This window comes from Lactobacillus sp. OTU4228 (assembly GCF_001006945.1).
Lineage (GTDB): Bacteria > Bacillota > Bacilli > Lactobacillales > Lactobacillaceae > Lactobacillus > Lactobacillus amylovorus.
In genome coordinates this window covers 237216-257736 of record NZ_CDLD01000012.1, presented here as the reverse complement: position 1 = coordinate 257736, position 20521 = coordinate 237216, and the positions used below count along the sequence as shown (strand labels likewise).

General features: G+C 37.8%; 24 protein-coding genes. 6 read left to right on the top strand and 18 right to left on the bottom strand.

The window, feature by feature from the left end; genetic code table 11:
• Positions 1-453 precede the first annotated feature (453 nt).
• The 4 genes from BN1206_RS03555 to ezrA form a co-directional block, all read right to left on the bottom strand.
• Positions 454-663 (bottom strand): helix-turn-helix domain-containing protein, encoded by a 210-nt coding sequence (locus BN1206_RS03555; protein WP_052542922.1) that lies wholly within the window; start codon positions 661-663, stop codon positions 454-456.
• Between the two features lie 56 nt (positions 664-719).
• A complete protein-coding gene (thiI, locus tag BN1206_RS03550) occupies positions 720-1937 on the bottom strand; it encodes a tRNA uracil 4-sulfurtransferase ThiI (protein ID WP_013437604.1) in 1218 nt (405 codons plus the stop codon).
• Positions 1937-3097: a cysteine desulfurase family protein gene (locus BN1206_RS03545; RefSeq protein ID WP_013641713.1), complete on the bottom strand. Its 1161-nt coding sequence runs from the start codon at positions 3095-3097 to the stop codon at positions 1937-1939. The genes thiI and BN1206_RS03545 overlap by 1 nt, the downstream gene beginning before the upstream one ends.
• A gap of 90 nt (positions 3098-3187) precedes the next feature.
• Positions 3188-4897 (bottom strand): septation ring formation regulator EzrA, encoded by a 1710-nt coding sequence (gene ezrA, locus BN1206_RS03540; RefSeq protein WP_013437602.1) that lies wholly within the window; start codon positions 4895-4897, stop codon positions 3188-3190.
• Positions 4898-5179: 282 nt separating this feature from the next.
• Here ezrA and rpsD point away from each other — a divergent pair, with 282 nt between their 5' ends.
• The 6 genes from rpsD to BN1206_RS03510 all read left to right on the top strand — a co-directional run bounded on the left by rpsD (position 5180) and on the right by BN1206_RS03510 (position 10020).
• Positions 5180-5791: a 30S ribosomal protein S4 gene (rpsD, locus tag BN1206_RS03535; protein WP_013437601.1), complete on the top strand. Its 612-nt coding sequence runs from the start codon at positions 5180-5182 to the stop codon at positions 5789-5791.
• Positions 5792-5880: 89 nt separating this feature from the next.
• Positions 5881-6351, top strand: coding sequence for a YueI family protein (locus BN1206_RS03530; RefSeq protein ID WP_014565717.1), 471 nt, complete (start codon positions 5881-5883; stop codon positions 6349-6351).
• The gene (locus tag BN1206_RS03525) at positions 6351-7655 is read left to right on the top strand and encodes a replication-associated recombination protein A (RefSeq protein WP_013437599.1); all 1305 of its coding nucleotides are present in this window, start codon (positions 6351-6353) and stop codon (positions 7653-7655) included. The genes BN1206_RS03530 and BN1206_RS03525 overlap by 1 nt, the downstream gene beginning before the upstream one ends.
• A gap of 297 nt (positions 7656-7952) precedes the next feature.
• Positions 7953-8234, top strand: a complete 282-nt coding sequence (locus BN1206_RS03520; RefSeq protein WP_013437598.1) for a hypothetical protein — start codon at positions 7953-7955, stop codon at positions 8232-8234.
• A gap of 61 nt (positions 8235-8295) precedes the next feature.
• On the top strand, positions 8296-8760 hold the full coding sequence (locus BN1206_RS03515) for a universal stress protein (protein WP_013437597.1): 465 nt from the start codon (positions 8296-8298) through the stop codon (positions 8758-8760).
• A 117-nt stretch (positions 8761-8877) separates the two neighbouring features.
• Positions 8878-10020: a glycoside hydrolase family 3 protein gene (locus tag BN1206_RS03510; protein ID WP_052542921.1), complete on the top strand. Its 1143-nt coding sequence runs from the start codon at positions 8878-8880 to the stop codon at positions 10018-10020.
• Between the two features lie 54 nt (positions 10021-10074).
• On the opposite strand, the gene BN1206_RS03505 is transcribed toward BN1206_RS03510, so the two are convergent.
• The 14 genes from BN1206_RS03505 to upp form a co-directional block, all read right to left on the bottom strand.
• The gene (locus BN1206_RS03505) at positions 10075-11268 is read right to left on the bottom strand and encodes an FtsW/RodA/SpoVE family cell cycle protein (RefSeq protein ID WP_013437595.1); all 1194 of its coding nucleotides are present in this window, start codon (positions 11266-11268) and stop codon (positions 10075-10077) included.
• A gap of 21 nt (positions 11269-11289) precedes the next feature.
• Positions 11290-11517 (bottom strand): DUF2969 domain-containing protein, encoded by a 228-nt coding sequence (locus tag BN1206_RS03500; RefSeq protein ID WP_052542920.1) that lies wholly within the window; start codon positions 11515-11517, stop codon positions 11290-11292.
• A gap of 8 nt (positions 11518-11525) precedes the next feature.
• Positions 11526-11819, bottom strand: a complete 294-nt coding sequence (gene yidD, locus BN1206_RS09405) for a membrane protein insertion efficiency factor YidD (RefSeq protein WP_013437593.1) — start codon at positions 11817-11819, stop codon at positions 11526-11528.
• 13 nt (positions 11820-11832) lie between these two features.
• Positions 11833-12822 (bottom strand): rod shape-determining protein, encoded by a 990-nt coding sequence (locus BN1206_RS03495; protein WP_052542919.1) that lies wholly within the window; start codon positions 12820-12822, stop codon positions 11833-11835.
• An 83-nt stretch (positions 12823-12905) separates the two neighbouring features.
• Positions 12906-13136, bottom strand: coding sequence for a DUF1146 domain-containing protein (locus BN1206_RS03490; RefSeq protein ID WP_013437591.1), 231 nt, complete (start codon positions 13134-13136; stop codon positions 12906-12908).
• Positions 13137-13196: 60 nt separating this feature from the next.
• A complete protein-coding gene (locus BN1206_RS03485) occupies positions 13197-13637 on the bottom strand; it encodes a F0F1 ATP synthase subunit epsilon (protein ID WP_013437590.1) in 441 nt (146 codons plus the stop codon).
• A gap of 11 nt (positions 13638-13648) precedes the next feature.
• Positions 13649-15088, bottom strand: a complete 1440-nt coding sequence (atpD, locus tag BN1206_RS03480) for a F0F1 ATP synthase subunit beta (protein ID WP_052542918.1) — start codon at positions 15086-15088, stop codon at positions 13649-13651.
• 33 nt (positions 15089-15121) lie between these two features.
• Positions 15122-16084 carry a F0F1 ATP synthase subunit gamma gene (locus BN1206_RS03475; RefSeq protein ID WP_052542917.1) on the bottom strand — a complete coding sequence of 321 codons (963 nt, stop codon included), beginning with the start codon at positions 16082-16084 and terminating at the stop codon, positions 15122-15124.
• Positions 16085-16094: 10 nt separating this feature from the next.
• A complete protein-coding gene (gene atpA, locus BN1206_RS03470; RefSeq protein ID WP_013437587.1) occupies positions 16095-17606 on the bottom strand; it encodes a F0F1 ATP synthase subunit alpha in 1512 nt (503 codons plus the stop codon).
• 14 nt (positions 17607-17620) lie between these two features.
• A complete protein-coding gene (atpH, locus tag BN1206_RS03465; RefSeq protein ID WP_013437586.1) occupies positions 17621-18169 on the bottom strand; it encodes an ATP synthase F1 subunit delta in 549 nt (182 codons plus the stop codon).
• A complete protein-coding gene (atpF, locus tag BN1206_RS03460) occupies positions 18169-18678 on the bottom strand; it encodes a F0F1 ATP synthase subunit B (RefSeq protein ID WP_013437585.1) in 510 nt (169 codons plus the stop codon). The genes atpH and atpF overlap by 1 nt, the downstream gene beginning before the upstream one ends.
• A 50-nt stretch (positions 18679-18728) precedes the next feature.
• A complete protein-coding gene (atpE, locus tag BN1206_RS03455) occupies positions 18729-18953 on the bottom strand; it encodes a F0F1 ATP synthase subunit C (protein WP_181989513.1) in 225 nt (74 codons plus the stop codon).
• A gap of 29 nt (positions 18954-18982) precedes the next feature.
• Complete coding sequence (atpB, locus tag BN1206_RS03450) at positions 18983-19696, bottom strand: F0F1 ATP synthase subunit A (RefSeq protein WP_052542915.1); 714 nt, start codon at positions 19694-19696, stop codon at positions 18983-18985.
• 123 nt (positions 19697-19819) lie between these two features.
• Positions 19820-20449, bottom strand: a complete 630-nt coding sequence (upp, locus tag BN1206_RS03445; protein WP_013437582.1) for a uracil phosphoribosyltransferase — start codon at positions 20447-20449, stop codon at positions 19820-19822.
• Positions 20450-20521: the final 72 nt, after the last annotated feature.

Here is a 20521-nt window from a genome sequence, read left to right as displayed (position 1 = left end):
TGTGCCATATTTTTGGTAAAATCATTCATGAAGGAGTTCTTCTTTCTGTATGTGTTTTTTTGTTCAAACCAATCATACGAGAAAGGAACTCCTTTTTCTAATGTTTTAAGAAATTAATTTAAGGAATCATTCATCCTTACACAAAATATTTTACGGTCTCCTTTTTTTCTTGCAGATACACTTTTATTTTTGATTTTTTAATGTAATTTCTAAAATAAAACACTTCCTACTTAAAAGTAAGAAGTTAAGAGAGTCGTAGATATCATAAAAAAATGACTTAGAATCATTTCAATTCAAGTCATTTTCATTTTTTAAAGTATGGTCTATGTAATTTCTTATTGCTCACCCATTGCGTGTATTCAACGCCCTTTTCTTTGCTTTCTTTATATTCTTCAAATACTTGCTGCCATTCTTGCAAATCTCTGGAATTAGTTGCATGCATTGTTTTAAATATTATCGGTTACTTGCTGTATTTTTCTCATTACCAGCTATGTCAATCGCCTGTTTAAAGAAACCTACAGGATTAATTTTTCTAGCTTTTAAAAGCTTAACCAAAGTATCTGCATCTATATTATGAATCCCACGTTCTACTTTAGAATAAAACGATTCCGAAACAACACCAGCTGCCAATCTAGTTTCTCTTAGTGATTTTCCGATCTTCACTGTTTTTACCTTTTTCTACAAAAAATGCCAACAGATCATTCTGTCGGCATAACTTTTTACAACAAATCTTGATCTTCTTCGATCTTATCGTTGATAAATTTTTCATTTGGATAAATTGGCATTACTTCAATTCCATCCATCGCTCTTTGAATCAAGCCTTCAACATCAAGACGAGCTTCGTATTCACGAGCCTTATCAAGCTTTGGCTTAGTCTTAGGACGTGGTGGAGCAAAGATAGTACAACAATCTTCAAATGGTTGAATTGAAAGATCAAAAGTACCAATATCTTCTGCCAATTTAATAATTTCAGTCTTATCCATTGTAGCAACTGGACGAATAACTGGTGTAGTTGTCACATCGTTAATAGCAACCATTGATTGCAAAGTCTGTGAAGCAACTTGACCAACAGATTCACCGTTAAAGATTGCAAGACCACCGCGCTTAGCACGAATACGGTCTGCAAGTTGCAACATGAAGCGACGTTGTACAGTCATCAAGTAACCTTCTGGCAATTTTTCCTTAATAGTTTCCTGAATTTCAGCAAATGGCACAGCGATAAAGTTAATCTTACCTGCATAGTTTGCCAAAATACCAGTTAATTCCTTAGCCTTAGCTAAAGCTTTTTCAGTAGTGTAAGGTGGACTGAAGAAGTGCACCATTTCAATATCAACCCCACGCTTCATTGCAAGGTATGAAGCAACTGGTGAATCAATACCACCACTAAGCATCATTACAGCTTTACCAGCAGTACCAACAGGCATCCCGCCAATACCGTGAAGCAATTGGTTAGAAATATAAACAGCATCTTGACGCACTTCGATTCTAAGTACTAAATCAGGGTGCTTCATTTCAGCCTTCAAGTGGTCGATATGATCGAATAAATAATCACCAATCAAATTGTTAAGTTGGTTAGTATCATATTCAAACTTGTGATCACTACGCTTAGTATTAACCTTAAAAGTCATGCCAGGCTTAAAAGTTTCATTCATTAATTCCAAAGAGGTTTTCTTAATATCCTCTAAAGTCTTAGGAACTTTAATAGCTGGTGAGTAGGTTTGAATACCAAAAACCTTTTTAAGTCGCTTATCAACTTCAGTAAATGGTGCACCATTCAAAATGATGTGCATCCGGTCGTGCCGTGGGTGAAATTCAATTTGAGGGAAATCCTTCAAGACTCTTTCAACGTTAGTAGCTAAACGATTGATAAAGTCTTTTCTGTTCTTCCCCTTAGTTGAGAGTTCCCCATAACGGACCATAACTTCTGTATATTCCATTAATTCTCTCCCAAATGATTAATTTTAGCAAAATGATTGTAGATCTTATCAAAGACCTTGATAAATTCATCTGCTTCTGCAAGCGTATTTGTCTCATCAAAACTCAAACGTATTGCACTAGTAGCAATCTTATCATCAATATGCATAGAAACCAAGGTGCTTGCTTCATCTGCTGTCTTTGAAGCACAAGCAGAAGTAGTTGAAGTATAAATATCTTGATCTTCAAGCGTATGCACCAAAGTTTCTCCACGAATACCCTCTAAGGCAAAGCAAAGAATGTGTGGTGCAAAGTTGTCTTGAACTGGTGAAAAGATATCAATACCGGGCTTTTGCTTCAAATAATCAACAATCTTTGCCTTAATTGCAGCTTCTCTAGCAGCCTTTTCAGGTTCATCTTCAAGTAAAAGACGAATTGCTTTTGCCATCCCTGCAATTGCTGGTAAGTTTTCGGTACCTGAACGAAGGCCCTTTTCTTGGCCGCCACCATCATTAAGCGGACTAAGCATCTTGCCTTCTTTTTTATAAAGAATACCAATACCACGAGGTGCATGGAACTTGTGAGCAGATAAGCTAGATAAGTCTACTCTTGGTGTGAAGACTTTATCCCAAATATTCTTGCCAAGTGCTTGAACGTTATCAACGTGGAATTGAATCGTTGGATAATTTTCAAGCAAATCACTAATTTCATCGATTGGTTGAATGGTCCCAATCTCGTTATTGACACCCATGATTGAAACTAGCGTTGTATCTGAATCAATTGCATTTCTCAAATCATTAACGTTAACTCTACCTTCTTTATCTACCGGAAGTCGAGTCACACGCCAGCCCAAGTTTTCCAAAGCAGTGAAGCTATTGGCAACTGAAGCATGTTCAACACTAGAAGTAATGATATGCTTACCAAATTCCCGCTTTTGAATAGCAGTTCCCTTGATCGCTGTATTATTTGATTCTGTACCACCTGAGGTAAAGAAAATTTCATGTTGTTTTACACCTAATAATCCAGCAATTTGCTTGCGAGATGCTTCAAGCAATTGGTGAGCACGGTCCCCCATTTTATGCAAACTGGAAGGATTGCCCCAAATATTGGTTGCTACCTTGTTATAAGTATCCAATACTTGAGGATCTATCTTAGTTGTTGCACTGTTATCAAAATAAATCACAAATATTACCCCTTCATTAAAAAACGGCCAATTGCTTGACCGTTCATTGACTTCTAAATTTTAGCCCAAATAATTAAAAGCTTCAATTATTTACTCTCTTTGTTCTGAATAATATGCATTTTCAAGACGTTGGTAGCTGCCTGGTTCTACTTTTTCAAGTGCAGTAGCAATGGTATCTAATGCATCTTTGTAGTTATATTCATTGTACAGCTGCATTGCGAGCTTTTGGGCCTGCTTAATTGCATCTTTATCAGCGTACTTATTAGAATATTGCATTGTTAATTCAACTAAGTTAGCAGAATTAATAATATCATCAGCTTCGCGCTTAAGTCGCTCGACATCGTCAGAAATCTGAATTAATTCATTAGAAATCTTTTCCATATTAATTCTAACTTGGCTTAATTCATCACTGACATGACCAATTTCATTAACTACCAAGGTATACATTTGAACAAAACTATCTGGATTACCTGGTAAATTGCGTCTCTCAAGACGACGATATACTAATGAAACTTCTTGCTTGAAACGTTTAATAGAATCGTTAGCGACGTTTTCTGAATCATACAAGCCATCAACATCTGTTGACATCTTAGCTTGCTCTTGATCGATTTCACGCAAACGATCTAGCATTTGCAACCATGAATCTTGAATTGCGGAATAAACACCTTTGCCGTCGGCAATACTTTGCGTATCGACGGTATATTGGCGATTCATATCATTGACTTCTTTTTCAAGTTCCTTACTCTTCTCAAGTTCACCGTGAGTTAATTCGTAACTTTCATCAATATGTTGCAATTTTTCAACGAGTTTCTTAGAAGCGGCTTGTTGATGAGCAATCAAAGTCAACATCTTATTTTGATTCTTCTCAACAAATGGACGAGCCTTGTATTCCTTAGCCAAAGCAGTATAAAGTTCATCGATTTCACCAGAGATCTTTTTATTTTCTTTGGCTAATTCATCAACCTTAGTCTCTGCAAGCAACTTGCGCGCATCATCAATTTCACCATGAATTTCTTTAATTCGCTTCAATACATCTATATCAGTAATGTAATACTTTTCTGAAACCATCTTTTTGTAGGCATCAGATAATTCACGCAATTGATCTTGGAAAACAACCTCTAATTGATGATTTCCTTCCTTAATCTTAGGCAAGCGTTTTTGCAATGCGCCTAAAGCCATTCTAATCTTAGACAATACGCGCTTAGCTTCAACATGATCACCTTGAGAAGAAAGGTTCTTGGCTTCTTCAAAGTCACTTTCCATTGATGCAAGTTGATCTTCAATTTGATCAATAGCCGCACCATATTCAAACGAACCAGCCAAAACACTCTTTCTAAGTTCATGATAAACCTTAATCAAAGCATCATATTGCATTTGATTTTCTTTGTTTGATTCAAGTAACTCTGTAAAAACAGCTTTAGTATTGCGAGCGTCTTCTAAAGTTGGCTTGATTATCTCTTGAGCTTTTTTGATATTTTTTCTAGCTTTGAAGAGCTTATAAGTGGTGTTTTCTTGGGCGGCTTCTTCAACTAACTGTTGCACGCGAGGCAATTTTTTAGTTGAAGTTTCATTGTAGCTCTTGCGCCAAGTATTTAATGTAGTTAGACTTTCACCGGCCAAATCCATTTTATCTAGTCGCGTAATGTCTTCTTCGAGATGCATTTTTTCAATTTCATTGACTGCTGCGTCAATTACTTCGATCGCACGCAGTTGCCTGCGGTTGACCCAAAGCATGAGTGCAATGACGACTATAATAAGGATGACAACGGCAATTATAATAATAGTTTGAATTGATGACATCGTTTATCCTCCAAAACTACTATAATTATAACAAAACATGGTCTGAAGATGTGAAAAAGCTGTCCTATTTCTTGATTTATTATTCTGAAGCCTATATAATACTAGTCGTGTAAAATATTTGCAGCAATAAGTGACAAGAACGTCAACATCTTGAAACGCTTTAGTGAACGAGTAACCCGCGCTGCATTGGGCGAAAATGTAAATCCAAGATGCACGAATGTTGAACTTATTCGTAATATTTTACTCCAAAAATTATCATTATAAATTTTATGGAGGATTTTTATGTCAAGATATACAGGTCCAAGTTGGAAACGTTCAAGAAGATTAGGTATTTCTCTTTCAGGTACTGGTAAGGAAATCGCTCGTCGTAACTACGCTCCAGGTCAACACGGTCCTAACAGTCGTGGTCGTTTGTCAGAATACGGTCAACAATTGCACGAAAAGCAAAAGTTACGTTGGATGTACGGCTTAAACGAACGTCAATTTAGAACTTTGTTTGCTCGCGCTGGTAAGATTCGTGAAGGTCAACACGGTGTTAACTTCATGATCTTGCTTGAACGTCGTTTGGACAACATTGTTTACCGTCTTGGTTTAGCTACTACTAGAGAACAAGCTAGACAATTAGTTAACCATGGTCACATCACTGTTGACGGCAAGCGCGTTGACATCCCTTCATACGAAGTTTCAGTTGGTCAAACTATCGGTTTGAAGGAAAAGTCAAAGAACTTGCAACAAGTTAAGGATGCCTTAGATGCAGTTACTGCACGTCCATCATTTGTTTCATTTGACGACAACAAGATGGAAGGTTCTCTTGTACGTTTACCAGAACGTGACGAAATGGAACCAGAAATTGATGAATCACTCGTTGTTGAATACTACAACAAGTTACTTTAATTTTTACATTTTATTTTGTCGAAAGGCTTTCCCCATTGTGGGAAAGCCTTTTTTTGTTACAATTGGTACTAACAGAAAGGATGAATCATATGACTGAAGATTTAAACAAACGTGTTGAACAAGCTGCTCAAGGTATTACGCCTCAAACCAAGCCAGATGAACGTAGACTTTTTTTAGGTTCTTTACGTGAACGTGTTTTAGTTCGTTTAGATAATACGGAAGTAAAGAATTCTAAATTGACTGCCCTCTTTTTAAAACATATCGATGATTTCAAGGGTTACACTATTTTGATCAACGGCAATATCAAAGATGATGGCTTCTTGGGCGATGTTGAAGCAGAATGCAGTAAGAAAGATATTCCTTTTACTCTAGTTAATAATGAAACTGCTCAAACAGGACCAAATGATACCGCAGTTTTAGTTGTAGCCAAAACTGCAATTAACCGTCCACGAATTAAGATTAACCAAGTTTATCCACCTGAAATGCCTAAGACTGAACTTAATGCACCAGCCAAAAAGCATGAAGGCTTTTGGCATCATTTATTTCACGGGGATAAGTAATGAAACCATTAGCATACCGTATGCGGCCTAAAAATTTGGACGAAGTTGTTGGACAGCAGCATTTAATTGGCCCTGGGAAAATCATTCGTCGAATGGTTGAGGCTCGTTTGCTTTCTTCTATGATTCTTTACGGCCCTCCTGGTATTGGTAAAACCAGTATTGCTAGTGCTATTGCCGGTTCCACTAAATATGCTTTTAGAAAGCTTAATGCGGCAACTGACGGCAAGAAGCAACTGCAGCAAGTTGCCGAAGAAGGCAAAATGAGCGGTACTGTCGTTTTATTGCTGGATGAAATTCATCGTCTCGATAAAACCAAACAGGATTTTCTGTTGCCCCTACTTGAATCAGGACAAGTTATTCTAATCGGTGCAACTACCGAAAATCCTTATATATCTATTTCTCCTGCCATTCGTTCGCGGTGCCAAATTTTCGAATTAAAGCCTTTATCAAGCGAAGATGCTTCTAAGGCCATCGATCGTGCACTTGCCGATAAGGAAAATGGCTTGGGCAAATACAATGTTAATCTGACTGATGATGCTCGCCAGCTTTTAATTGAAAAAGGCAATGGCGATTTGAGAGCTACTTTAAATAGCTTAGAACTAGCCGTTCTTTCAACCAAGCAGGAACTTAAAAATGAGCATAAAGATGATTCTACTATTTTAATCACTCAAAAAGAAATGGCCGATTCCATTCAGATGAAGATTCAAAACTTCGATGCATCTGGTGATGGCCACTACGATCTAGTTTCTGCTTTCCAAAAGTCAATCCGTGGTTCGGATACTGATGCGGCATTGCACTATTTGGCTAGATTAATCGAATCTGGTGATTTAATTTCTATTTGTCGTCGTCTGACCGTAATTGCATATGAAGATATTGGTTTAGCTAATCCTGCCGCTGCCGAGCGAGCAATGACGGCTATTCAAGCCGCCCAAATGGTTGGCTTGCCTGAAGCTAGGATTCCACTTGCTAATGCTGTAATCGAACTTGCGCTGTCGCCTAAGAGCAACAGCGCCATTACTGCCATTGATAATGCACTCAGCGATATCCGAAATAAGAAGATTGACTCTATTCCCGCCAATTTGAAGGATGCACATTATTCTGGTGCTAAAAAATTAGGACACGGCATTAACTACCTCTATCCTCATGATTATCAAAATGACTGGGTAGCACAGCAATATTTGCCAGACAATTTAACTAAGGCAAATTACTTCCAGCCAAAAGGAAATTCTAAGGTAGAACAACGTTACAAAGCCATTTATCAAAAACTAAAGCAGATGCAAACTGATGATCTATCTAAAAACTGATTTTATTGACAAATATAGCCAGATCCCTTATCATAATAAGTGATCTGAGTTGATCGACAAGCTTAAATGTATAAAGTTGACCGATCAAACTATAAGACGTGGGAGTTGGCGAATAACTACCGAATCGGAATACTGCCTTAGTGCAGGATCCATATTCGCTGCGACGTCAACTCAAATTTTGAACACTGCGGGTTCAACAAGCGTCATTATGCTATGTTTAGTCAACTCAGATTTTTTAGAATATTAAATGAGACGGCCTTAATTGACCGTCTTTTTCTGTAACTGGAGATATTTTTTATGGTAATAAAAGTTGTAATGATCATTTTTATTTTTCTTTTACTGCTTACCTCTTGGTACCTGTGGCACAGAAGAAATGGTCATTTTTTGATTTTTGATGTTGGTGGCGACCCTCGTTTATCTAATATTTTAAAGTGGACTTCAATTGCGCTATTAATTGAAAGTGTCATTGGAATTATTATTTTATTTATGGGAAACAAGTATCTTAACCTAATCACGCTATTCCTTGCCTCCCTAACCATCTTGGTATTTGGTTTATCAATTACTGGAAATAAAGAGTAATATATTCCTAATAATAACCAAATTTTTGGTAGAATAGATATTAGGAAGAGGTGTTTAGAAAATGCTTTCACAATACAAAAATATTCAAGTTTCTGTAGATGGTTCAAAAGAAGCCGATTTGGCTTTTAGTAAAGCTGTAGCCATCGCTAAGCGTAATAATGCAACTTTGGAAATTTTACATGTAATCGATACCCGTTCTTTCCAAAACGTTTCAAGTTTTGATTCTGCAATGGTCGAACAAGTTTCCAAGGATGCTGAAAAGAGAATGAAGGATTACCAAGCTCGTGCTGTTAAGGCCGGCGTAAAGGATTCTCATTACTCAATTGAGTTCGGTTCACCTAAGACAATCATTGGTCACGACTTCCCTAAGAAGCACAACATTGACTTGATCGTTGTCGGTGCAACTGGTCTAAATGCAGTTGAACGTTTGCTCATCGGTAGTGTTACCGAATACGTTACCAGAACTTCAAAGTGCGATGTTTTGGTATGCCGTACCAAAGAAATTGCTAACGCTTTAGAGAAATAATTTATATTTTATACCCAAAGAGAACCGGTTTGTTCGGTTCTTTTTTGTTACCATTCTTTATTTAATATTATGGTTATTTCAACTAAAATAATCATAGTTAAACAAGAAGGTTATATCATGAAAAAGAAACTATTAATTTTGACTGCTTTAGCGACTACGGCATTATTAATTACCGGTTGCCAGCATCAGATAAAAGCTGACAGTAGAACAACTAATTTTAAAACTACGGCTGTTAAAAAGAAAACCAAAAAAATCGATTTGATCCTTAAGCACATGACTTTAAACGAAAAAATAGGACAATTGTATTTTGCTCATAGTACAGGCAACACCAAGCAAATGATGCAAGATGTTAAAAAATATCACTTGGGCGGTACTACTCTATTTGCACCGGATTTTCAAAATAAGACTAAGGCTCAATTTGATTCGGAAATGCGCAATTATCAAAAAAACAGCAATCATGGTTTACTAATTGCCACCGACCAAGAAGGTGGAACAGTTTCCCGAATTGATACCAATCCTAGTATTTCACAACGAAAATATCCTAGTCCCCAAGAAATTTATAATACTCAAGGTCTAACTGGCATCCAAAAAGAAGATCAAACAGTAGCTAAAATTCTGCATCAAAATGGTATAAACATGAATTTTGCCCCTGTTGCTGATGTTGCCAAAGATAAGAATAGTTTTATCTATGATCGAACCTTAGGACAAGATTATGAAACAACAGCTAAGTATATTCCAGTTGCTGTCAAAAGCATCCAAAGTCAAAAAGTTGCTAGTTGTCTTAAACACTTTCCAGGATACGGAGATGCCGGTGATACTCATACCGGTTTTGCCCAAATCAATAAGCCATTGTCTGAATATAAAAAGGAAGATCTTTTACCTTTTAAGGCTGGAATTAAAGCTGGCGTGGATGGAATCATGTTTTCACACATCGTGATCAAAAATATTGATGTTAAAATGCCGGCATCCCTCTCCCCAGCCGTGCACAAATTACTCCGTAAGAATTTAGCTTATCAAGGTCTAATGATTACTGACGACTTACAAATGGGAGCAATCACTCAGTACGCTAAGCAGCACCGCATTAATGCCGACGTTCTGGCTCTAAAAGCTGGCAATGATATGCTTTTAGGTGGGAATTATCAAACTGGCATCATTGCTATTAAGAAAGCCGTACAAAAAGGCACAATCAGCCAAAAGCAAATTAATGATTCAGTTAGAAGAATTTTGCAGTTAAAAGAAAAGTTAGGCATTCTTAAATAATTTAAAACCAACAAAAAAGGATCCAAGTTTTTACTTGAATCCTTTTCATTATCTTTAAAAATCGCCAGCCGTACTAAACATGTAATCACGATTGTGGAATTTCATTGATAAGATCAATCCAATACCAATCATGTTACCTAACAAGGCTGAACCACCTTGAGAAACGAACGGCAACGGAATACCAGTCAATGGTAATAAGTCAATATTCATACCGATGTTTTCAAATACGTGGAATAAAATCATCATGATAACACCAGTAGCGATGTATGAGTAAAATACATTTCTAGTGTCAAACGAAATTTTAACCATTTGAACGATTAAGTATAAATAAATCAAAATCAAAGCTACACAGCCGACAAAACCGAAGTTTTCACCAATAACTGAGAAAACCATATCGGATCCACGAACTGGAACATATACACTAGCTTTGCCAAAACCATTACCAAATAATTGACCGGAACCAATGGCCTTCATACTTTGCCATAACTGGTAAGCACCGGATGAAGTATCACCGGATGGATCTAGCCATGATTTAATTCTTTCAAACTGATAAGCTTGGAAGAAGTGACTTAAGAAAGATTGTCCTCCTGGTGTAACAACCAGCAAGATAACTGTGATTGCGCCAATAATTACGATTCCATACAGTGGAACAATAATCTTCCACGATATACCTGATACTAATACCACACCACCAACAATAGCGATGAAAACTAACATAGTACCAAAGTCGTTTTGCAATTTTAACAAAATCGCAACTGGTGCTAACCAAGCAATAATCTTACCAAGCAACAGCCAATCTGTTTTAATGGTATGTTCATATTTATCATTGTGATCTTTAACCACACGTGCCATCATCAAGATAAACGCCGGTTTCATCAACTCAGATGGCTGGAAAGTAATTGGCCCTAACTTGAACCAACTTTTTGCCCCTGTATCTGCAGCTACACTACGGTTATACAGGAATAAAACTGCTATCAGTAAAATTATGCCAAAACCAAAAAAGATCGGCGCTATTTTAAAGAGCTGCTCCGCATCGAATTGCATCACGACAACAACAATTGCAATCGAGATCAAATACCACAGAGCCTGCATTACCACAGCTCTAACAGGTGAACCAACATGCGATGGATCCCCGAGTGCTGCAACGTAAATACAGTACAAACTGATTATAGCCAAAATTGCCACTGGAATAATAATGTTCCAGGCCAATCGGTCAATCAGACTCGTTTTATTTTCAACTTTTGCCATTAAATAACCACTACTTAAATTTTATTTTTCATGTAATGTGAAGTATGAAAGCAAATCGTTGATACTACTTTCAAGACTGTTAGCAAATAAAATGTTGCTAGTCTTAGTTGTAGTAGCGCGGTAACGGCCTTCAACCTTCTCAATTAAACCAATGGACTTTTTGTTAGGAATAATAACTTCCCAAGTTGGCAAATTCTTACCCTTAAGTTCATTAACTTCAATATCAATATTTTCTAACTTTTTAGACATAAATCCTCCTACTTGCTATCCGGATGAAACTTAGAAGCGATAATCTCGTCTTCATACCTTTCCGGATGTGGATTTCGAAAAATAGTAAAATTATCAGGAACTGGGTCCACCCCACCACGAATAAATGGGTTACATCTTAGTATACGACAAATCCCCATGATTAGCCCTAAAATAGGACCATGTTTTTTCAGAGCATCAATCATATAGTTAGAGCATGTAGGATAATATCTACAACTTGGTGGAAAAAGCGGTGAAATTAGTGTCTGATAAATACGCACTAAACCGATCAAAATCTTACGCAAGTAATCTCCTCACTTAGTGTCGTTGATGCTTTTCAATATTCTTAAGCAAAGTACCTGTACCTAAAGCAACAGCTTCCAATGGATGATCAGCTGTTAAAACAGGAACTTGTAAGTAATATGAAATTAGCTTATCAATATTCTTCAACAATGCTCCACCACCGGTGAGCATAATTCCACGGTCAATAATATCTGCTGAAAGTTCTGGTGGAGTAGTTTCAAGAACTTCCTTAGCGGCTGCGATAATTGACATCAAACCTGGTTCCAATGCCTTTTGAATTTCAGGTGCGGTAACTGTAGTTTGCTTGGGCAAACCATCAACCACATCACGACCGCGAACGGTAACTTGTTCATCTTCATCAGGTTCAAATGCACTACCTATTTCAATCTTAATTTGTTCTGCGGTTCTAGAACCAATAAGCAAATTATGCTTATTCTTAATGTAGCTAATTACAGCTTGGTTCATTCTATCACCGGCATAACGAAGTGATTGTGAAGTTACAATTTCACCCATTGATAAAATTGCAACATCAGTAGTACCACCACCGATATCAATAACCATATTTCCTTGTGGCTTGAAAATGTCTAAACCAGCTCCAACAGCTGCAACCTTAGGTTCGAAATCAAGATATACCTTGCCGCCACCTGATTTTTCAGCTGCTTGAATAATTGCCTTTTGTTCAATTGAAGTAACTCCAGTAGGAGCACAAATCAAAATATTTGGCTTAGACATGAAGCCTTTAACATTTAATTTTTCAATAAAGTAAGACAGCATTTCTTCAGTAATATCGAAATCTGCAATTACACCGTTTTTAAGCGGACGAATTACGCGGATATTACCAGGGGTTCTACCTACCATCTCGTATGCCTCTGAGCCAACCGCAACTACCTTGTTAGTATCAGTATTTACGGCAACAACAGAAGGTTCGTTTAAAACAATACCTTTTCCAGAGACATTAATTAATACATTAGCTGTCCCCAAATCAATTCCTATATCTCGTGCCACGATAACCCTCCATAATTATTCATCGTCCATTTTACCATAAATAACTAAGAGTTTCCTTTACTGTCCTTGTTTTAACACAATCTTTAAAACAAATTACTAAGTTGCATTGAAGTATCAATAAAAGTAATTACAAAATTGCCGATTAAAAAGCCTAACGCAATTGCACCAAATAAATATAAAAGTTGAGTTTCAAAAACTCTACCCTTACGCACAATTTTATCTAATTGAACAGCCTTCATTGCCTGAAAAGCTAATCCAATGGCAATCAAATAAATGATGATACTTATAATTGCATGAACACCTAATTGAAACATAAATTTTTCCCTTTAATAAAAAAAGACGGATGCAATTTGCATTCGTCTTTTTCACTTTATCTAGTGACCTCTATCATTGTAAACACTGATTCTGTTCATTGCTCGTCTCAAAGCAACTTGAGCACGTTCCACAGTACGTTCATCATGCTTCTCACGTGCTTCCTTAAGACGCTTCTCAGCTCTTTCCTTAGCGGCTTGAGCACGAGAAACATCAATGTTTCTAGCACGTTCGGCACTATCCGCAATAATTGTAGCTACGTTCTCTGAGAAATCAATATAACCACCACTAATAGCGATGTGATCGATTCTTGAACCCATTTCTTGACTACGTTTTACTTTAACTTCACTAATAACTAATGGAGTCAAAAGCGGGGTGTGATTGTACAATATAGAACGTTCACCATCAACAGCGCGTACATCAACGATGCTTCCACGATGGGAATAAATCATTCCATTAGGAGTTACAACATTTACTCTAAAAAGCTTTTCTGGATCTGCCATTTGACATCACCCTACTTTTCTAGCAATGCTTTAGCTTCTGGATCACTTGGAGTTACACCCATAGATTGTGCTTTCTTCAAAACATCTTCGATTGGGCCAACACCACGGAAGGCATCTTCTGGTAAATCATCAAGATGACCATCCAAAATAAGTTTAAAGCCTTTAATGGTCTCCTTAATTGGAACATATGAACCAGGTACACCAGTAAATTGTTCAGCAACGAAGAAGTTTTGTGACAAGAAGAATTGAACTTTACGTGCACGTGCAACGATCAATTTTTCTTCATCAGACAATTCATCCATACCCAAAACAGAAATAATATCTTGCAATTCGTGGTAACGTTGCAAAACATGTTGAACACGAGTAGCAACTTCGTAGTGTTCTTGACCAACAACTTCTGGGTCAAGGGCACTTGAAGATGATTCAAGTGGGTCAACGGCTGGGTAAATACCTTGTTCTACCAAGCTACGTTCCAAGTTAGTAGTAGCGTCCAAGTGTGCGAATGTGGTTGATGGAGCTGGGTCAGTATAGTCATCGGCAGGAACATAAACGGCTTGAATTGAAGTAATTGAACCCTTCTTCGTTGAAGTAATTCTTTCCTGCAATTGACCCATTTCTGTTGCCAAAGTTGGCTGGTAACCAACGGCACTTGGCATACGACCAAGCAAAGCGGAAACTTCTGAACCAGCCTGAGTGAATCTAAAGATATTGTCGATAAAGAGTAATACGTCTTGACCTTCAACATCTCTGAAGTATTCAGCAATAGTCAAACCAGTTAATGCAACACGCATTCTGGCACCAGGCGGCTCGTTCATCTGACCAAATACCATGGCAGTTTTACTTAAAACGCCTGAAGCTTTCATTTCGAAGTAAAGGTCATTACCTTCACGTGTTCTTTCACCAACACCAGTAAATACGGAAATACCACCGTGTTCTTGAGCGATGTTGTGAATTAATTCCTGAATGATAGTTGTTTTACCAACACCGGCACCACCGAACAAACCAACTTTACCACCACGTACATATGGTTCAAGCAAGTCGATAACTTTAATACCAGTTTCAAGGATTTCTCTACTGGTAGTTAAATCTTCATATTTAGGTGCTTCTTTGTGGATACCTTCACGAGGGTGATCTTTTGAAAATTTTGGACCGCCATCAATTGGTTGACCCAAAACGTTGAACACACGACCTAAAGTATCTTCCCCAACTGGAACTGAAATTGGAGCACCAGTATCTTCAACCTTCATACCACGGCGAAGACCATCGGTAGATTCCATGGCGATCGTTCTTAAGACACCATCACCGAGTTCAAGCGTAACTTCAAGGACGATGCTTTCATCCTCTGATTTGATTACGCGCAAGGCATTGTTAATATCAGGTAAATTCTTATCGATTGGGAATTTAACATCGACAACTGGGCCGATTACTTGAACGATTTCACCTTCACTCAAAACATCTACCTCCTTTTCTTTATTACTCTAAGTTTACTCTAAGGCATTTGCACCACTGATAATTTCGGTAATTTCAGTAGTAATTTGTGCCTGTCTAGCACGGTTTAATTTTGTAGTTAAACTTGATACCAAATCATTGGCATTATCAGTCGCACTTTGCATAGCTGTCATTGAACTAGCATGTTCTGCAGTCTTGGCGTCTAGAATGGCACCATAAATTGTTGAACGAGCATACTGTGGCAACAACTTAGTAAGCACACTATTAATGTCTGGTTCAATATCATATTCTAATTCTTTATGTGCTTCAGCTTCTTTTACGCCGATATCCAAATCAACGATTGGCAACATCTTTTCAACACGAAAAGCAGATGATAATGAGTTTACATGGTGAGTATAACATACGTAAAGTTGGTCATAGACACCATTTAAATACATCTTAATTGCAGTTGAAACAATTGGTAAAGCTTCATCAAAGGTTGGCACATCTGAAACTCCATCTTTTTCGTAAACAACATTAACGTTGTTTTTCTTAAAGAATTGAGCGCCGACAGAACCAACGGCTAAAACTTTAACTTCATGTCCTTGTGCACGTTCATCTTCAAAAATGCTCATCATATTTTTGATGACATTGCTGTTGTAAGAACCTACAAGACCACGATCACCGCTAATTACTAAGAAACCTGTAGTCTTAACTTTTTTGCGGGTTTGAATCATATCAGCAGTAATACCTAAACCAAACACATCAGTATAATCGATCTTCGCAACATTGTTTTTATCGATAGAGATACTCTTTTCACGCAGATTATCTACGACTTGGGAACTGATTAAACGAGAAATCGTTTTACGAACATAGTCGTTATAAACGGTATATTCTTTATCATGATTTTCAGTTTGATTCAATTTTGATGCTGAAACCATTCGCATGGCTTCTGTGATCTTACCGGTTTGTTTTACTGAAGCAATCTTTTTCTTTAACTCAAGTAAAGATGCAGGCATAATCTACCTCCTATTTTTCACTTGGTGTAAAGCTTTCACTGAATTCCTCAACGGCTGCTGATAATTTCTTATCATCAGGTAATTCACCAGTTTCACGAATTGTCTTAAGCAAATCAGCATGACTGCTATCAAAGTTGTCGAACAATTCATTTTGGAAGCGTCCAATGTCTTCTACTGGAACAGCATCAAGGTAACCGTGAGTCAAAGCATAAAGAATCAATACTTGCTTTTCAACAGGGATCGGATCATGAAGTGGTTGCTTCAATACTTCAACAGTTCTTTGACCTCTGTTCAACTTAGCTTGAGTTGCTTGATCAAGATCACTACCAAATTGAGCGAAACTTTCAAGTTCACGGTAAGCTGCAAGGTCAGTACGTAAAGTACCAGCAACTTTCTTCATTGCCTTAATCTGAGCGTTACCACCAACACGAGAAACTGAGTTACCAGCATCGATAGCTGGACGAGTACCGGCAAAGAACAAGTCACTTTGCAAGAAGATCTGACCGTCAGTAATAGAAATTACGTTGGTTGGAATATATGCAGAAATGTCTCCGGCTTCAGTTTGAATAATTGGCAAAGCTGTCAATGACCCACCACCAAGTTTGTCACTCAACTTAGCACTACGTTCAAGAAGACGTGAGTGTAAGTAGAAGACGTCACCTGGATAGGCTTCACGACCAGGCGGACGACGGAGAAGCAAGGAAAGTTCACGGTAAGCGACGGCTTGTTTGGATAGGTCGTCAAATACGATTAATACGTCCTTGCCATTGTACATAAATTCCTCACCCATAGCAGTACCAGCATATGGTGCAATATAAAGCATAGGTGCTGGTTCACTTGGGCCCGCTTCAACAACAATGGTGTAATCCATTGCGCCAAAACGCTTTAAAGTTTCTACTTGAGTTCTAACGGTTGATTCCTTTTGACCAATAGCAACGTAAATACAAATTACGTCTTGTCCCTTTTGGTTAAGAATAGTATCAATAGCCAAACTAGTCTTACCAGTCTTACGGTCACCGATAATCAATTCACGCTGACCACGACCAATTGGAACTAAGGCATCGATAGCTTTAATACCAGTTTGAAGTGGTTGCTTAACTGATTGACGGTCCATAACACCTGGAGCTTTAGCTTCGATAGGACGAGTCTTATCAGCTTTAATTTCACCCTCACCGTCAACAGGTTGACCTAATGGGTTAACTACTCTACCAATTAAGGCGTCACCAACAGGAACTTCCATGATTCGACCAGTTCTTTGAACACGGTCACCTTCACGAATGTTGTCAAATTGACCCAAAATAATGATACCAACATCGTTGGATTCAAGGTTTTGAGCGATACCGTATGAACCGTTATCAAATTTTAACAATTCACCGGCCAATACATCGTTAAGTCCGTGAGCTCGGGCGATACCATCACCAACGTAAGTTACAACACCAACTTCGTTAATGTCGAGCTTATCATCGTAATGTTCAAGTTGTTGCTTGATCAAGGAGCTAATTTCTTCCGCTTTAATGCTCAATGGTTTCACCTCTTTTAATTTTTATCAATTATTTGCGCACGGATCTTCTTCAGTCTATTTTTAACTGATCCATCAATCACGCGGTCCTTCACTTGGAGGACTACGCCGCCTAATATACTTGGATCAACTTTATTCTCAAGACGCACAGCGTTTAAATCATACTTTTTAGCATAACTATCACCTAAACGCTTAAGTTGATCATCATCCAGTTTAACTGCAGTAGTTGCAGTACCAGCTGCGATCTTCTTTTCATCGTCATAAAGTAAAGCAAATTCATCGATAATATCGATTAAATCAGCAAAGCGGTTATATTCAAGTAACAAATTCAAAAAGCCTTGTACTTCATCTGAAAAATCTTTTTCAACTGCAGTTAAAAGAGACTTTTTATCTTTACTACTTAAAATAGGATCGCTAAGGACACTGATGAATTTAGGATTGGCAACTGCTGCCTTTTTCAATTCCATCATTTCATCGTAAACAGTATCCAGTACTTTATTATCTTGCGCATAACCGAACAAAGCAGTACCGTAACGTGCAGCTATTTCTTCTCTACTTAAAGCCATTAATCATCCAACCCCTTAATAAATTGGTCGACTAAATCTTTTTGGTCTTCAGCAGATAAATTCTTAGCAATAACTTTTTCGGCAATTGCTACAGAAATATCAGCTACTTGATCACGTGCGGCATTTAAAGCATCTGATTTAGCCTTAGCAGCTTCTTCATTTGCTTTCTTACGAATTGCTGCAGCGTCTTCGTTTGCACTAGCTACGATTTCCTTGCCTGTGTTTTGCGCATTAGTTTTAGCGTCAGAGAGAATCTGTGTTGCTTCTTGTCTTGAGTTCTTCAAGGCAGCTTCACGCTCATTAGCAAGCGTTTCAGCCTTTTTACGATCACTTGCAGCTGAATCCAAGTCATTAATAACTTTTTGCCGCCGCTTTTCCATCATATCTGATACTGGACCCCAAGCGTAATGCTTGACCAATAACAGCAAGATGGCAAAACAAATTAAATACCAAATAGCATTACCAAGGTAAATATGATGTGAGGCTGCAAATAATGTTTGAATAGTCATTTACTGCCCTTCTCTCTTTATACTTAAATCCTTCAAACAGAAAATCTTTATTAAAGGAAAAGAATTAAGAAGGCAACAACAATAGACAAAATAGGAACGGCTTCGATCAAACCAACACCAATGAACATTGTTGCTCTTAAGTTACCAGCACTTTCAGGTTGACGAGCCATACCTTCAAGAGTCTTTGAAATAACTTTACCGTTACCAAGTGATGCAGCCAATGCTGCTAAACCAGCTGCGATGGAAGCAGCGAGATATTTAAAAGCTTCTGACATAAAAGTCATAAATTTATACCTCCAAAAATTTATTCTGTAGTAACTTTCTTACCAATGTAAACCATTGACAAAGTTACGAAAACATATGCCTGGATAGAGCCAATGAAGACAGAGAAACCTTGCCAAATCATGGCTAATGGAGCTGCTAGAATCAATGTAAATGGTCCACCAGCATGTGCTAGATCATTACCAATTAATGTTAGCAAAACTTCACCAGCATATATATTCCCATAAAGACGCAATGATAAGGTTAAGAAGTTGGTAAATTCTTCAATTACATTAACTGGAAGTAAAAAACCAACCGGTTGCGCATAATTCTTTAAATATCCGCCAACACCAAATCTTTGTACGCCGAATGTGAACGATAGAAGCAAGGTCATCATTGCAAACGACATTGTCGCTACTGGATCGGCAGTTGGTGATTTTACAAACACCCAATCATCAACTTTGACTTCTAGGAACATACCCAATTGGTTCATGAACCAGATGAAAAGGAACAATACAAAAGCATATAAAGACAAGTGGTTTTGAGCATCTACGTCGCTGACGTTATCTTTTACAATACCGTTAGTAAATTCAAGCAAATACTCAAGTACATTTTGTCTTTTATTTGGCTTTAGTTCGACTTTTCGTGCAAGCCAAAAGCAGATAAAGAAAACTGCCAAAGCCATTAGCGTTGAACCAATGATCCCAGTAAGATCAAAATTCAAGCCCATGAATTTAAAAACAAATGATTTCTCCATTACTTCGTGACCTCCCTTCTCGTGTTGAATAAAACTCGAACACGTAAATCATCTTAACACCAAATATCTTCTTTGTGTAACATGAAAGCGCATTAGAGAAAATATTTTTCAGAAAAAGGAAGTTTACTTAGTACCGAAGAGTCTGTCACCGGCATCTCCCAAACCTGGGAAGATATAACCGTTATCCATTAACTTCTCGTCTTCTGCTGCAGCATAGATATCAACGTCAGGGTTTTCCTTCTGAACAGCCTTGATACCTTCTGGAGCTGCTACTAAAACTGCTAACTTAATTTCTTTAACGCCACGCTTCTTTAATGCAGCAATAGCGTCATTAGCAGATCCACCAGTTGCAAGCATTGGATCAACAACTAAACATTCACGTTCAGCGATGTCCTTTGGAGCCTTGAAGAAGTATTCATGTGGTTTCAAAGTCTTTTCATCACGGTACATACCGATAACCGCAATTTTAGCTGATGGAACCATCTCAAGAACACCGTTAAGCATCCCCATACCGGCACGTAAAATTGGCACGATTGTCAATTTCTTACCGGCGATTTCTTTTTGAACTGTCTTACCCATTGGTGTCTCAATTTCGACATCTTCAAGTGGCAAGTCTCTAGTGATTTCATAGGTCATCAGACCACCAATTTCACCAACAATTCTACGGAATTCGTTTGAACCCGTATCCTTGCGACGAATAATTGTCAATTTGTGTTGAATCAATGGGTGATCCAAAACTACGAACTTTCCCATATATACCTCCTATTAACAAATAACATAACTCACTAAACATTTTAATCAAAAACGCAAAGGGTTTAAAGCCCT